This window comes from [Flexibacter] sp. ATCC 35208, from assembly GCF_001975825.1.
In the GTDB taxonomy this organism is placed as follows: Bacteria; Bacteroidota; Bacteroidia; order Chitinophagales; family Chitinophagaceae; genus Chitinophaga.
This window is the reverse complement of the sequence record NZ_MTKN01000006.1, coordinates 20,163-35,977: the sequence shown is the minus strand read 5'-3', so window position 1 is coordinate 35,977 and position 15,815 is coordinate 20,163. Positions and strand designations below refer to the sequence as shown.

14 protein-coding genes are annotated in these 15,815 nt (G+C 40.5%); 11 read left to right on the top strand and 3 right to left on the bottom strand.

Annotation, left to right across the window (positions count from 1 at the left end):
- Nucleotides 1-106: 106 nt before the first annotated feature.
- Nucleotides 107-1,942, bottom strand: coding sequence for a C1 family peptidase (locus BW716_RS06005; protein WP_143708738.1), 1,836 nt, complete (start codon nt 1,940-1,942; stop codon nt 107-109).
- 182 nt (nt 1,943-2,124) lie between these two features.
- Nucleotides 2,125-3,006 (bottom strand): hypothetical protein, encoded by an 882-nt coding sequence (locus BW716_RS06000; protein ID WP_143708737.1) that lies wholly within the window; start codon nt 3,004-3,006, stop codon nt 2,125-2,127.
- A 420-nt stretch (nt 3,007-3,426) separates the two neighbouring features.
- Between BW716_RS06000 and BW716_RS05995 the strand changes: the two genes are divergently transcribed.
- The 4 genes from BW716_RS05995 to BW716_RS05980 all read left to right on the top strand — a co-directional run bounded on the left by BW716_RS05995 (nt 3,427) and on the right by BW716_RS05980 (nt 6,959).
- Entirely contained in the window at nt 3,427-4,266 is an 840-nt protein-coding gene (locus tag BW716_RS05995; RefSeq protein WP_083721623.1) for a hypothetical protein, read from the top strand.
- A 70-nt stretch (nt 4,267-4,336) separates the two neighbouring features.
- On the top strand, nt 4,337-5,185 hold the full coding sequence (locus BW716_RS05990) for a hypothetical protein (RefSeq protein ID WP_083721622.1): 849 nt from the start codon (nt 4,337-4,339) through the stop codon (nt 5,183-5,185).
- A 34-nt stretch (nt 5,186-5,219) separates the two neighbouring features.
- Nucleotides 5,220-6,062 carry a hypothetical protein gene (locus tag BW716_RS05985; protein WP_083721621.1) on the top strand — a complete coding sequence of 281 codons (843 nt, stop codon included), beginning with the start codon at nt 5,220-5,222 and terminating at the stop codon, nt 6,060-6,062.
- A gap of 45 nt (nt 6,063-6,107) precedes the next feature.
- Nucleotides 6,108-6,959: a hypothetical protein gene (locus tag BW716_RS05980; RefSeq protein ID WP_083721620.1), complete on the top strand. Its 852-nt coding sequence runs from the start codon at nt 6,108-6,110 to the stop codon at nt 6,957-6,959.
- On the opposite strand, the gene BW716_RS05975 is transcribed toward BW716_RS05980, so the two are convergent.
- Nucleotides 6,919-7,203 carry a hypothetical protein gene (locus BW716_RS05975; RefSeq protein WP_143708736.1) on the bottom strand — a complete coding sequence of 95 codons (285 nt, stop codon included), beginning with the start codon at nt 7,201-7,203 and terminating at the stop codon, nt 6,919-6,921. The genes BW716_RS05980 and BW716_RS05975 overlap by 41 nt on opposite strands.
- 314 nt (nt 7,204-7,517) lie before the next feature.
- On the opposite strand from BW716_RS05975, the gene BW716_RS05970 reads away from it, so the two are divergent.
- The 7 genes from BW716_RS05970 (at nt 7,518) to BW716_RS05940 (ending at nt 15,786) form a co-directional block, all read left to right on the top strand.
- Nucleotides 7,518-8,210: a hypothetical protein gene (locus BW716_RS05970; RefSeq protein ID WP_143708735.1), complete on the top strand. Its 693-nt coding sequence runs from the start codon at nt 7,518-7,520 to the stop codon at nt 8,208-8,210.
- 1,158 nt (nt 8,211-9,368) lie between these two features.
- Nucleotides 9,369-10,583, top strand: coding sequence for a hypothetical protein (locus BW716_RS05965; protein ID WP_143708734.1), 1,215 nt, complete (start codon nt 9,369-9,371; stop codon nt 10,581-10,583).
- A 12-nt stretch (nt 10,584-10,595) separates the two neighbouring features.
- Nucleotides 10,596-11,948, top strand: coding sequence for a hypothetical protein (locus BW716_RS05960; RefSeq protein WP_083721616.1), 1,353 nt, complete (start codon nt 10,596-10,598; stop codon nt 11,946-11,948).
- 36 nt (nt 11,949-11,984) lie between these two features.
- Entirely contained in the window at nt 11,985-12,581 is a 597-nt protein-coding gene (locus BW716_RS05955; protein ID WP_083721615.1) for a hypothetical protein, read from the top strand.
- Between the two features lie 183 nt (nt 12,582-12,764).
- Nucleotides 12,765-13,475 (top strand): hypothetical protein, encoded by a 711-nt coding sequence (locus tag BW716_RS05950; protein ID WP_143708733.1) that lies wholly within the window; start codon nt 12,765-12,767, stop codon nt 13,473-13,475.
- A 45-nt stretch (nt 13,476-13,520) separates the two neighbouring features.
- Complete coding sequence (locus tag BW716_RS05945; RefSeq protein ID WP_083721613.1) at nt 13,521-14,075, top strand: hypothetical protein; 555 nt, start codon at nt 13,521-13,523, stop codon at nt 14,073-14,075.
- A 40-nt stretch (nt 14,076-14,115) separates the two neighbouring features.
- Complete coding sequence (locus BW716_RS05940; protein WP_083721612.1) at nt 14,116-15,786, top strand: DEAD/DEAH box helicase; 1,671 nt, start codon at nt 14,116-14,118, stop codon at nt 15,784-15,786.
- Nucleotides 15,787-15,815 lie beyond the last annotated feature (29 nt).

The window sequence follows — 15,815 nt, the reverse complement described above, 5'->3', positions numbered from 1 at the left end:
TTATGATGAACGTTAAGGTTTTGCGATATAAGTATAGAATGAGCAGAGATATCATCTTATAAACTAACTAAATAGTTTTAATCAGTTAATACATTTTACTAAGAATTTATTTGTAATGGGGCTTACTAAATAAATTAGTAAACACCCGGCGCACTAAGCTCGGATGTTGTACCATATAAACAGGCATTTTACAAGCAAAAACCGGGATCTTACCATTTGTTTTGATCCGAACGTCTTCACCCTCCAGGCGCAACGTAATGGTTGCTAGTGGGTACCGCTTGTTTTGTCGTAAGACGAACGTCACCCCTTTTGCTAACCGATTACGCATGTTGTTTGACATAGCTGAATCGACGTGCAAAGTACCTTCCAATGAGTATAGGTTATAAATACCGTAAATAAGTACCGGAGGCACTACATTTCCTTTTGCATCTACAGAATCATACATCGCAGTAGTGTCCTCCTTACTAAACCAGTATTTCCCAATATCTAAGTTATCATATTGCCAGCCGCACTTAGTTACCCGTAAATGACTGTTGCTGTTGAGGAATGACCGCAGCGAGTCATCCATATCAGCAGACATCGCTGCCAGGAAGTTGTTGACTCTAAAGTCAAATGGTGATTTGATGGTTGTATCCCCGCTGTAGCTGTAGGTGGAGATTGAAGGGAGACTTGGATATATCAAGCTAGAATCAGTCCCGGAAAGAGTGGCCTGATTCGTGACGTCATTGTTTTCGTCTAACTGATCACCTAAACCTATGTTAGGTTTGTGGCCGATGTAGAACATGGCTCTTTTCTCTTCCCTGCCTTGACGAATAAATGTATTGGAAAACAGTAGTTCCAAATCTTCTTTGGTTGAGCCTAAACGATAGAACTGCTCATCTACCCTTTCTGCAGAAAGGGATATGTCAAATTCGATCGCTTTCTTAAACACATTTTTTCCTTTGAAAGTAAAGTCTTTCAGATAAAGGGAAAATGTTTTGCCACGTAAAGTGAAATATTTCTGCTGGTTGAGCGTCAGCAAAATGTTGGGTACCAATACTTGGTCAGTATGGGCATCCGATATACTGAAGTTAACAGTACCTGCACGTCTATCGATCCGGCTGCAAAACACCTTAAAGCCATTAAATTTCCTGTAATATCCTTGCTTCAGCCAGCTCGTTTTGGTTGAACCCACCTTTAGGTCAAGGTCCGTTGCCCCCACTGACTTTTGGGATTTCAGCAGATTGTCATCGAACGAGCACACATATGCGTCGTAGATAACCTTGTCCCGCAGAAGGTCATAACTAAGCCAGAGAAAGCCATTGTCCCCCTTTTCAAAACCTCTTGAGTCCAACACTTTGAAGCATCTTATACTATCAGCATAACCAACTATCAGCATCGCATGCCGGTTATTGGCCTGCCCTACGATGGGCGGGCCCTTTTTGGCCCAAATCGCCGCTCCCTCCCTATTGTTGCTGGCATTTTTGTACAGTTGATCGATCATTACAGAGATGCAGATTGGATAGCCAGGCTTGTCTGCCAGCAGACACTTAAACACGTTGAGGTCTAGGTCTGGCCTTTGAAAAGTGATGATCCGGTTTTGCCTGCCGTCCTTAATAGCTTTAGAGTCCGGATAATTGATGCTAAGACAGCCTGCGGTACCGGCGGGGTTGTACCTGCAGGATAGCCAAGGAACACTCCCGTAATCCCTGGCTATTAAAAAAGCATCTATAAAACTGATGCCATCGACACACTGTTCACTGCGTGGATAGGGATATTTAGATTTTGCGATGTTGAAGATAAAAGCGGGACTATAAAAACTATTAAAGTCAAGCACCCTGTTAAGGTCATAGGTTTTGTTCCTGGACTGGCTTCGGAGAATTGTAAGCGCACCTGCTACGGCAAAAGCGGTACAGGCTCCCTGCTGTCCCTGATTGCACACAGCCGGCAAAAAACGGCTCATATCGGCCGATTTGGGCGGATTAACCACATTAGACGAAAGAACTATCGCGCCGGGCGTAACGTTCCTGTTGATATCATCAGGACAAGGATCATTCAAACCGGTCACCAATGTGTCTTGGGCATTGCTTCGCAACCCTGCCAGTATTACTAGCAGGCAAACTATGTATTTCTGAACCATATTACTTAGTCAAGCTTTGTGCCTTTTAATACACTTCCAAAAATATAGAACTGACCGGTAGAGGAAACTTTCACCACACTTTTTGAGTTGCTCGACAGGTTGAGCTTAAAGGACAGCTGATTGTTTGCTGAATCGGGATTAGCGATATTGAGCACTTTAGAAGGATCTAATTCGGCTTTAACGGCAGTACTTAGTGCTTTGTTGGTGTATACTTCTGCACTGAACCCGGTGATCTTTACAACCTTAGTAATGACAACATTGTTTTTATCGAGCAAAGACTTTTTGTAACCTGCAATTTTGGGATTGGTGGCATTCTCATTGAGGTAATCAATCAGATCATCAGTCCGGATCTCATCTATCTGCCATTTACCACCTGTTACTTTCACACTATCATACTTGGTGATGGCTGTTCCTAATGAATCAGACATCTGATTGATGGCAGCGGAGAGAAAAAAGTTAAGTGACATATCTTTGATCTTTGTCAAATCGCAGTTATCAACTGGAGTACCCACCGTTATGAATTTGGACAGTTCGGTCGGAGGAACAATGTAGGTCAGTTCTCTACGTGTGAGTGTCTTGTCTTTTGATAAAATAGTCCCCAAGTACTTCAGGTTGGATGGGCCAAGGTATACAATTTTTTTGCGGAATGTTTTGTCCTTGAAACAGGCAAACAACGCGTTTTCCCAGCTTTCCCAGGTATCTCCCGTTGCAGCAGTCCCTTGTATCAGATTAATGGATGTGTCTGCTGCCAGTGAAAGAATAGAATCGTTGATTTCCTGTAACACGGTTTCTTCAGGGTCAACCAAGACGATCTTCTCCGGTTTTGGTTGACAGGAACAATAACAAATGATCGAAATGAAGGTAACAAAACCAAGGCGGAATTGCATGAGCAGTAGTTTTAGAGGTTAAAGTTGAAATTTACTGTATTTTTTCGTTACAAAAATACATTTTGCTGTGGCTGCCAATCATAAAGCAAACGACACAAGCATAATAGACCAAATTTAATATCCGCGGGGTTGAACCCTTCTCACAAAAATCATTTACTGACAAGCCATTGTTTCAAACACTGTAATTAACGATTTGAATTGTCTGCCATCCCCCTAATAATTCGCTAATGGCTTTTGGTTCTTATTATAACAAATTGATCATTCACCAAGTTTAGAAACAAAGTCAAAATCCTAATATATCATCGCTAATGATGTTTATAAAAATTTCCCTAATCCGTTAAACTCCCATTTTAATTTTTTCCAGAAACTTAATTTTCAACCGGATTACAGTTCTTGTTCACTACTTATTAATCTGGCTAAATGAAAATCGTACTCAATGAAATAGGGGATCATAATATGATGCAGGTATTCATAAGAGGGAAGGTATTCAATATTGATCATCACACCGGTGATATTGAACCGCAAGATAAAAGCTGCCTGCCGGTAAATGCAACAGAGTTAAATTATAGAGACGGCAAGTTCTACGCGATCTATGATGAATCAGAAAAAGCACTGTATAGGGATGGGGAAATTAAAGATTATCTGAACCAACACCGGATTTCTATTCCCAAAAGTATTCTCCTGGGTCCAATCAGTGACAATGAAATGCTTAATGACATAAATCGAAAATGTTTTGAATGTGAAGCCAATCTTGTTGTAGTAAATGAGACTATAAGAAACAGAATTTTAGGAATACTGCCAGTGGTTGATATAATGGGAGATAAATTTCATCTGGATATGTGCGCAGATATGTTAAGACTTGTTAAGGATGATACATATTCCATCGCTTTAAAGGATTTTTCAAATGATGGAGAATTTACCTATGCCTGGTATGATAAGCCGACCAAATCATTAGCCAAATTTGATTATCACACAATTGTAGATACTCCCAAAGACGTATACCTGATTCGCCTCAATAGCTGGTTTGCGGTTGATCCGATAGGCTATGCGATGAAGGAAATTGCAGATGGCAAATTAAAAAACAATAACGTAACAGAATATATCAATGTAACAATGATGGATACCAATCCTACTGCCGTATCAACTCCTGTTGCACGCACATCATTGGCTGATGTTATTTTCAACAATCGTATTCAAAAAAAACTCCCCCCGGAAAATGGCAGGAAAATGATAACTGAAGTTCCCAAAAAGCATATATAAAAATTATACGGACCGCTGTTATTCCTCCCTGGGATAAAAACTGATTGCAACAATCCGTAAATAGAAAAAAATGAAAATAGAACTTGATGAGATAGGAGATCCTAACAGGATGCAGGTTTTCATTAACGGAAAAGTTTTTAATATAGACCACGGTACCGGTGATGTGTATCCTCAGGACAAAAGCGCTCCCCCTGTAAAAATAAAGGATATGGGAGATGAGCATACATTATATGAGCATGCCTTCTATAATGATGTAACGAATACCCTGCACAATAACAGCAATAATGTAGATAGCCAGCATGATCTTATGATATTGTTTCCTAAAAAGTTACTTCATGGGCCAGTAACCAACAATGCTATTCTTAACAACATCAATCACCAGTGCTTTAAAGATAATGCAAAGCTTGTTGTTGTAAATGAAGCGATTAAAAATCGAATTGAAGGAAAGTTACCGGAGGTTAATATAATGGGAGACAAATTTTATTTAGATGTATGTTCAGAGGAATTAAGATTAGTAAATGATAATAACCATAAAATCCTATTAAATGAATTCAAAAATGAGGATGGATCCATGTATGGCTGGTATGATCAATCTCAAAAGAAATTAGTTACCCTTAACCTATCGATGGATTTTCAGACGTTACGGCATATTCATCACATTTTTTTCACCCAACCCTGGTTAAACATTGATCCAATAGGTTATGCAGAAAAAGACATTGCTAATGGGACATTAAAAACTAATAATATAACAGAATACATTAATCAGGTAATGATGGAAATTAAACCAATTGTATTACATATTCCCATCGCCCAGTCACGACTGGCGCAAAAAGCTTTCGATAACCTGGTTCAGAATAAAACACCACCCGAAAAAACAAGGAAAATCCCGGCCCGCAAACCTAAGGGGCGTAAAAGATAATGCTTAGTTCTTATAATTTTTTGAATAACAAACTATGAAAATAGAACTTAGTGAAATAGGAGATGCTGATATGGCTCAATTATTTATTGACGGCATACCTTTTAACATCGAGCACAAAGGCGGTAAAATATATCCGCAAAGTGCCCCTGATGCTGTGTTAACCTTCAAAGGAGAAAAACCGGTAGGCGGTTATTACCATGCGGTATACAACAGGGTTCATGAGTGTATTCGTAAAGGTCTTATTGAAGATCCCGAAATGGACATGAAAATCAAACTGCCTGAAATACTGTTTAGCGGGCCGATCAGGGATAATAACGAAATAAACGAAATAAACGAAAAGTGCTTCAGAGACGGCGCAGGCGTAGTAATAGTAAATGAAACCATCAGAAACCGGCTAAAAGGAATATTACCGGTTGTTGATATAGCCGGAGATAAATACCTGCTGAACCTCAATTTAAATCAACTGGTATTAGCCAGTAATCCTGAACACATAATTTCCACGGAGCAGTTTCTAAATAAAGATGACCGGTTATATGCCTGGTATAATAAGGCAAGCGGGCAAATAGTCAATCTTGATTCCAGGACGTTACTCAGAACGCCTCCTCACATTTACCTGGTGGAGCTACCATCCTGGCTCAGTATTGATCCGCTCTCTGAGGCCTGGAGAAAAGATTTTAGAACGACCTGGTTATACGATAAACAAACATTATTTCTAAATACGGTGATGATGGAGCCCAATCCTACTGCCAAATCCATTCATATTTCCCAGACAGAAATGGCAAGTGTCATTAAATCAAACCGTATCAAAAATAATTTACCTCCGGAAAGTAAGCTGGTAATATCTTCTAAAATTCCTAAAAAAGGGCGTAGGCATTAATATAACAGGCTTATATCACACTTGATATAATAATATCTCTTGTATATGGAAAGCAATAACATACATACCGGACTTAGTGAAATAGGAGATGCTCATGCTGCTCAATTATTGGTTTATGGCGTAGTTTTTAATCTGGAACATGAAACTGGCAGGATATATCCACAATACAATCCTGACAATGCCATTTCTTTCAAAGGAGAAAAACCGGTTGATGGCTATTACCATGCTATTTATGACAGGGCGAAACAGGCGATTTATAAAGGTGATATTCAAGACCACTTTTTGCAAATAAATGTCAAATTTCCAGAGATACTGTTCAAGGGCCCTATAAAGGAAAATAATGTACTAACTGAAATTAATCAGGAAAGCTTTGAAGACAATGCTGGCTTTGTAATCGTAAATAATACCATTAAGAACCGGTTAGCCGGATTGCTGCCACAAGTGGATATAATGGGAGATAAATATATTTTGGATTTAACCCTAAATCAGCTTTGGTCGATAAGTGATGATAAGCATATACTTTCAATTGAAAAATTCCGTGAAAACAATGATAAGGTATATGCATGGTATGATAAAGCAAATAAAAAAGTAGTTGACATTGATGCAAGAGGAATACTAAGCACACCAAAAAATATTTACCTGGTGGAGCTACCATCCTGGTTCAGAATTGACCCGGTTTCGCCGGTGTGGAGAAAACAATTTGAAGGCACCAGGCTTCATGAAAAAGAAACCATGTTTCTAAATACGGTGATGATGGAGCCCAATCCCACCGCAAATGCAACCCATATTTCCCAAACTGAAATGGTGAATGCAATCAAAATGAATCGAATAAGAAAAGGTTTACCTCCGGAAAGGATTAGAAAGACGCCCAAATGGACCAAAGGAAAAAAGTTGTAATCAAACCATTATTAGGCAGCGCCTCGCGGCTTGGCATCCCGAATGCATAGTAGTTGGTCGCGGTCAGGATAATAGGATCAAAATGGTCTACTACATTCTGATTCTCGGTAGACATCACTGGATTTTTGCGGTCACTTACCGTCGCCAGTACATTACGTACCTGATCGGTGATCTCGAACGCTTTTGTTCCCCGGTCATATCCGTTGCCATCGTAATATTGCATGCCGCCAGGGCAATCATCCACCGATGTTTAAAATATGTAAAGCAACCAAATATTTCCTAACTACCACTTAGTGGTATATGCGATCAAGCTATTACCTGGATGTGGTTAGATAAACGATGAACCTATTCTACAGACCCTATCTGCAGGTGTTGGGATATTTTTTTTTCTTATTCAAAATCAACCCAGTACACTAGCTCTGGCAAAATTTTCTAAAAAAAAATTTGTATATAACATTTTAGTTGTAGTTTTATACCGCTTCAGCCACTTGTTGGCATCCTCAAGTCACTAGTCTTCTTTTCTGTCAGACCTCGATTGTCATCAATCATTTTATCGTCATGAACCGATTCCTTAGAGGTCATCACTATGTCGGCAATTTGTCGCCGTCATTATCCATTCTGTCTCGTCAACCATCAGGTAGATTCCTGGCAAAGCTGGGAACTTTGTGTAGTTTTTTGCAGTATAAAGAACAGGGGCTTACTGCTAAAAACTTACAAGATTCCACACACCCAGGAGCCAATGCTGTTGTAGAGCAGGAGCATATAAGTCTGGATGAGCGACTGGTTAGCACCGTTAGTTATAATAAAGAGCTTGAATTTGAGCTGGAGAATCTTCAGGCTATCCTGTACCAGTCAAAAGGCGCCCGTTTTTATTCCAAGACCGTGGACAATATTAGATTGCAGATATTAGTGAATGATAATTTGGTAAAGCATAAGGTAGGCATTCATATTTTCGCGGCCAGCGTGGGGAGAACTCCGCTGGCCTCTGCTGTATTGGATACCATAAGAGAGGTTTATACACTGGAATGTATTAATATGGATTCACGCTATATGATTGACCTGTTGTTAATTGGCATCATAGCTGAAGTGATTAATTTTTCCCGTAGCAATGGCGCTCAGGCCATCGTTGGATCTTTTCCCTGTGTTGGTGAAGTTTATGAAATCATCCAAAGAAAGCAATTCTTTGAACAGGAAGGATTTTTGACGGATCACGCAATGGGCGTGTTTAATGTAATATTAAAATGCAGTTGAGGGTGGGTGATAGTTGGTAGGTAGGAGTAAATGAAAACCGGCTCAGGGTATTATGCTCTGTTTGGTGTTTATAATAGTCCTGCCACCCTATGAAGATGTGTTAATTATCACTATGTACAAAGCGGTATTTTCTTCGGCTTTGTAATATTTACTAGCCGTTTTAACTTAAAACCGGCAGGTCCGTTCGGTGGGGGTAATACAATAGACACTTCGATCATCCCGGGATAGGTTGATGTTGTGAAAAGAGGCTCTCCGCCTCCTTGTTAAACCTGCCGGTTTTTTGTTAGAGCTACTTAAGCGGATACGCTTTGGCAAAATAGTGATATTTCGATTATTATATTTTATCTGTTGAGTCCAGGTAATATCGAACCGGCAGGTCCATCAAGTTTTTAAGGCGATTGCGCATCAATCGCCGTTGGGTTGGGATGGAAGAGGTGGTAGCCGTTGGGCTGAATCTCACCTGCCGGGTTTTTAAACCTTATTGCTAAATGTCAACAATTAGAAACCATGCTAACGAGAACCTTTTCTAAGCAACATTCGCTACGTGCATTCAATACTATGACCAATGTTTTATGCAATGACAGTTTAAGTTACGCTATTGCCAGCGGATCCTCCATGGCAAATGTTATTTCTCCACGCGCTATAATAGTCGAATCAGTTTAATGGACCTGGATTAATATGACCGTCGAATCTATAGGAGGATATCGAAGGTCTTATTAATTTATGGCCAGCATCGATTTACGTTGCACGGGGTGTTGATAAGGCTTTTAGCCTTTGATATATTTTGGTCAGGGACAGTTATTTTTGAAAAACAGTACTCTCTTAGAAATAGCTTGAAAAATGTTTTGTCAAATGTGTGACTTCGGATTTCATATCGGGATACCAGTATATACTATAGATAAAACTAATTATTGGTTAGCGGTTCGCAGCCCATTCCTATGGAGAGCGATAAGCCTTCAATAGGCCGCTAATGTTCTATTACGGCAAATTGTGGCTAACTGGATGTAAGGTCACGATATCAGTTAGCGGTCCACATGAATCATCAATCTAAAAAGGTGAGGTTCCTTAACACCTCTTTTATGTGCTGCCAGCCAGCCACATGCCTTCTTGTGCCTATAACCTGTAAGGTTTAGCTGCAGGGTAGTTATTAAAACACGTTTGAAAAACACAATTATGAAATGGAAATTAACCCTTGTCCTGGTGCTGATGGTTTCTGTGGTTAGTATGTATGGCCAGCCTTCTTTCAAGAGAGGATATGTCGTATTGAAAAATGCTGATACCTTACGTGGTTTCATTTATTTCAACTATTACAAGGGGCCATTGTTTGATGTACGTTTCAGAAGACGTGCCGAGGCCGCAGATAGCAATCTCAAGTCCGATGACATTTGTTTTCTTTGGATTAAGGGGCAAGGGAAGTTTATTAGCGCTCCTACATTGTTGGTGTCAAACGATTTTCATGCAGAAGGAGAAGTTGTTTATTTGAATTATGTTCCGGTTATGGTGATCTTAAAGGAGCTGGTTAAAGGCGCTAATTATTCTTTGTATAAAATGGAAACCCGCAATCCTCGGTATTTTATTCGATATGAGGAGGGCTTAAGAAATGTTGAACAGCTTATCAATATAGAAATCCCAGGCTATGAGGTAGTGCAAAATTTCAGAAAGCAGTTATCTACCTTGATTCCAGTAGAAGATTCTTATCGGCAGGTAATTGACGAATTACCCTATGATGAGGATGAACTAAAAAAGGTTTTTTGTTACCTAAATAAAGGAGATAGCCCCATTGTTAAGTCAAACTCGCAACTGCGCAGATGGAATGTCGGCGCCGGGGGCATTGTTTTGTATTCTTATATGGGCGTGAGGTCAGTCTCAACAGAAAAATTGAGCCCTATATTGGGTATATCTTTATCTGCCGGCTATACCACTCCCTGGCCATTTTTTGGCGGAACGGAACGGCTAATTACCGGGTTTAATTCAATGCAGTTTTTTGGGAAGGCCAGGTATCCCCCTATCAACCAGCATTCGGATTCTTCAAGTGGTAAAACCCACAATATCTATATCAGTTCACTATCGTTCATACTATCCTACAGGATATTAGATAAGTTCAACTACCGCTTATATACGGGAGTTGAACCATACATCCAGGTCGCCGTTTTTTCTCCTACGAAATCCTCTATTAATGACAGGGAGATATGGGATCACATCCCCCGCAGAACTGTCAGTGGGACAATGATTGGAGGAAATGTAATCGTCAGGTTTGAGTTGCCCAGAGCCAGTGTCGTTGGATCCGGTACACTGGTAAATGGTAGCTCATTAGAGAGCAGCGGCACCATCCAACTGAGAAAGTGGTCCATGATGTTTTTATATAATTTTTAAACCTATTATCACATGAAATCACTTGCCATATTTTCGGCCTTACTAATTTCACATTATTCCTATGCCCAGCGCATATTTGAGCCGGGCTATGTAATCTTAAATACAGGTGATTCCCTTTCGGGGTACTTAAGCTATAATGGGGCACCGGCTAAGTTTTTCGAGTTAGAGTATAAAAATGGGGGCAATAGAAGGTTGAGACTTTTGCCTTTTGCTGATGTGGTTCGTTTCCAGGTAGGTGACAGGTATTATAATAAACAAACAGTGGAAATTTTCGAGCCGCTTATCAATCCTCACAATAAAACTATCTCACGCCATAAGCATCAGATAGAGTGCTTTTTACTCAGGGTAGCTGCTGGACCGATCGTTGACCTATATGCCTATAATGGAGAAAAGCAGCGATTCTTCATTTATGCTAAAAAAAAGGGCGATAGCTTAATAGCTCAACCTGCTTTTAAACAGTTGTTATATTGGGTGCCCGAAGATTATGACGCTAATAATGCTATCCCTGACATTGATTACAGCCGGTTCTGGCATACGGAAGATAAATGGGTTAGAAGGGAAAGGAAATCGCTTTGGTTTTATGGCTATCTGCATCAATTGTTTTTTTTAACCGATAGCCTGGACTATGAACCGTTTCAGTTTTTGCCATATACTGAAACCTATTTAAGATGGATTGTTACCTACATCAACACCAAGGTAATACCTAAGGAGCCGGTAATATTTCCAAGGTATAGAGTAAAGTTATTTGTGGGTGCCGGCATGGGCTATAACCGGTTTCGGCTCTATTGTGCCCACAATGAAACAATCAATACCAGCTTCCAGCGGAAGGTATATCCTGTAGTTACGATGGGTGTGGATTTACAGGCCCGGGAGGACTTTTCCTCTCTTTTAACAAGGTTTTATTTGTCTTTGTCCCGATTTCAAACCGGGAAGGGTGTTTTGAAGGCAGGACTCTATACCGGCAAATACACGTTTGATTTTGATGCCACCGTTGCTAATATTAGTGTCTCCCCTAACTGGCGGGTTGATGATAATTGGGGGCCATTCTCATTATATGCAGGTCCATATTTAAGTCTGGACGCGGTATTCGTAAATGTCAGGGAAATGAAAAACGAGCCGGATAGTTTTATTTCTAACGTATTTAGTCCCAATTTTTTTAGGGGGTTAGTAACCTTCGGTGCCCATGTCATGTTGCGAGCAGAAAAGTTCTCGATAACGCTGCATGCTCCGCTGGTGTCCTCTAGGGGTACCTTTGTCTCACCGGACTTTGTGGCCTCCAACAAACAGGGAGTAATCGCATTTAGCTGGAATGTCTTTGACTCCTGGTCCTCCAAAAGAACTCATTCAGGTAGATTGAAATTTTAAGTATCAAATTTTTACTTAATCCTAAATAAGAACCTTATGTTGAAAGAGTTAACCAGAAAAGACTTTAAGAATAAATATCCCGGAGACTATGAAGATATGCTGATGAAAATGGATTTAGAATCGCTTAATCGTATGGAGCTTCAACTCGGAGGTATTTTACTACTAAAGATTTTTTCAACGGGTGATAAGCGGTTTTACGTGTGTGTAGTGGACGATTCAGATAATATCGATGACATTGGTGATTTCCCTGAATTGAGAGGCACAACAGGAGAGTTGAAAAAATATATTTTATCGATTAATGCCTGCCACGTTGGTGAGCCCGAAGAAGAGTTCGATGGCAGTCAGGCTGGGCTTGAGAAGGGAGAAAAGGAAATGGACGACTATATTGAATATGACATAATTAAAAAAAACAGACGGGCATATTTGCTTTTTCGGTCGATGCAAAAAAATATTTATTCTGAGCCTCTTATTCTTGTCTTTATTCATGCGGTTACCCTGTTGACTGATATCGATGATATATCTATCCGTGTTTGTGCAGAAGATGAGCTTTTTGTTCGCCTGCTACGCGAGAAGGGTTATTCAATTGGCAGAACCACTGGAGACATGTGTACGGTTACAAAGCGGTTAAGATAGTGTTAGACAGGCTTACCTCTGACAAATAAGAAACCTAATCATTAACCTTAATTCTTAAAACATGATCCTATACTATTCTACTTCCTGATTAATATACTTCCATTATTGATAGGCGCTGTATTTGACATTTTAATTTTTCACTGTTCGGTCATGTTTAATTGGCCGGATACTAATCCTATTGTCATGAGCAAGTCTGTACGTAAATTGGAGTATATCTTGGGCCCCAAAACATTTAACGAGGTGCAAGTGGGGAATATTACATATACCAGAAAACAAATTGTTGAATATTACAAAAGTATTGGACCAACTGAAGGTTCATTAAACGATAAGATTGCCAAGTACCTTTCTACTGTGGCTATGAAGAAAGTACTGCATATGCCGATATATGAAAACCAGGCGGAATTAGACAAGGTATTTTTTACGGAAGTCCTTAAGTTATCCTTACCATTTTCTATTCCATGGGTTAATGACTGGAAAGAGGTTTATCAGCAGTTCACTGCTTCCAGGATACCTTTCCGTGACCTGATCCTGAAGAGAGTAACATATCAGTATCGACGCAACTACAAGCTGGCAGAAAAAGAAGTAAAGAATATAAGGTCATTTTTTTATACGATGAATATGACCTGCGCTGTAAGGATGGTAGATAATTTTGAGGCGCATGTATTAAGTCAATCACTATGCAGCTACCGTTTTATGGCCAAACAAAATCCGCCTGCCCTGGATGCAGTTAAGCCAGCAGCTCTTTTAGACAATGGTGAGGAAAAGAGGAAGCTGAAGTTCGCTGGTAGATACGCTGTTGCTCCAAAGAGTGCGCGGGTGGTGCCTATAAGTGATGACAAGACCGCGTTAAAAATGGCCACTGATGGCAGTTGGCCTTCCTTTAAAAGTTTCTAGGATACTCCATTCCTATTTCTCAAAAACCATTTCAATCTTATTTCTATGTACACTAAAATTTCAGTTCAAAAAATTAATGATAAACTAAAAGTCTATACACCATATAATGAGCATTTTGTTTCCAAAGCGCATTTGCTGCGTGGTCGATGGCAAGATAAAGCCTGGTGGTTTGATGAAGCCGCAATAGTGCCACTTAGGGAATTGCTGATTAGCTTATGGAATACTACGGGGGAATCCCCTTATGAAGCTTGTGATTTATTAATTAAGAACTATTCAGATAGTGCCAGGCTTAAGCCGGTATATCTGTTTAACTGGATGATCGCCAAGGCCAACAGCGCGATCGGTAATATATTAGTTGGCAGTGGCGTGTATCTTATGGATGGCACCTTTGAAGTTGGTGGTGATTTTAACAACTGGGAAACCGTTGTTAAAAACGCCACTTTTGAAATAAGGGAGTTTCCTGTTCCTGCCCTTAAACTGCCCGACGTAAGGAGGGCTATTGCTGAAGGGTGGTGTGAGGTATTGACTACCAGGACGAGGAAGGAAGGCGGTGAAGATATTGAAGTGCATCCTACCCGAATACTTTTAATGGAGGGCTAACGCGGTACCCGGTTATAAATGCTTTTTAAAACGTTTTTAAATGATCTTAGAAACGCTTCAAAAACGCTTGATCGGCGCAAAGTTAGTTGACACGGAAATCTATAATGGTCGGGGCCGTCAGATCCAGCGCCTGTATATCAGGTATGGTATAAATAACCGTTGTTATAAGTCAATGTGTTGGTTTGAAGTTGTAAACGATAGGCTTACTGTCTTTGTGCGGGTGGAGACAAAAAATGGTAAAAAAAGCCAGGGCTTTGATACTAATCTCGCACACCGCTATAAGGCAGATATAGAATCTCAGTTTTATGAGATCATTAATGATTGTGAATGGGAGCGGCGACAGGTACCATTGCATGTGCGGCTACGCGATGATGTGCCACCCATTTCTGATGATCATTGCAAACTACATCAGCTGGGGGCATTGCGCTTTATGTGTTCCATGAAGGTGTCCGCACTTTTTGCTGATGCAGGAGTGGGGAAAACCAAGCCTGTTATTCATTTATGTGAAAGCCGGTATGTGGCAGGACAGATTAATAAGGTCATAGTCTTCTGCCCGGTGTCTACCATTACCAACTTTGAGCGCGAACTGACCTTGTGGCGCTCTGTACCTGGGCTTACCTGGAAGATAGTAGGCACCGAAAGCATGAGCATTAGCGCCAAGACCCTGTTTGATGCGCTGGATTTTGTTGACTCAGAGACCCAGGTCATCATCGATGAAAGCCATCAGGTGAAGGCCCCTTTTGCCAAGCGGTCCAAAAGGCTGCTGCTTTGTGCCTCCAAAACAAGTTATAAGGTGATCATTACCGGTACACCTACTGAGCATTTGAAGGATCTATACATGCAATTTGCAATGCTGTCAGATCTGATAACGGAATGTAACAACTATTACAAATTCGAGGAGCAGTATCTGCTGATGGGCGGCCCGGCACGTGATGAGGTGATTGGGTATAAGAACCTGGATTATCTTATGGGCCTTTTGGAACCCTACACTTATCAGCTTAAGTTAAATGAATGCCTGGATATTCCTGCAAAGAGCTTTTCTGACCTGGAATGTCATCTGACAGATAAACAGGATGAATATTACCAATACCAGAAAGATTCGCTCTTAAAGTTGCTGGCCCGTGATGAAGATATTGCATCGCATACCATTTTTGGTTATTTGAGCCGCATGCAGATGATTGTCTGTGGCTTTTATAAAAATAATCTTTCTGGGCAAATAGAGGATTTAGGTACAGAAAAGCTGGGTATGTTAAGTGAGACAGGATATGACAAAGGGCAGACCATCTTTTATTGTAAATACCTCTATGAGGTAGAGATGCTGGCTAAATTTCTGGGCCCCGAAAACTGCGCAGTCTTTACCGGGCGCAATAAAAAGAAGCGCTATGAGGAAAAAGATCTATTTGAGCACAGGAAGAAAAAATATTTTGTTGCCACCAGAAGTAGTGGTGGAGTGGGATTAAATGGGCTACAGGGATGCCAGCGGCTGGTGTTTTTCTCCGGCTCTTATAAATCCATCGAGCGTCGCCAGTGCATTGCCAGGATCGAGCGGTTCGGGCAGGATAAGCCCATGGAGATATGGGAAATTTATACCATTGCCGGTATTGATTCGAAAATGCGTAAATGTGTTGCCAGAAAAGAAGACCTGGCCGATGAAATCAGAGAACGGCTGTATGACAAGACGCTACTAAAACAGTTCGTACTGGAACTTTAGGTCCAGGTCTTGCATTAATTTATTAATAA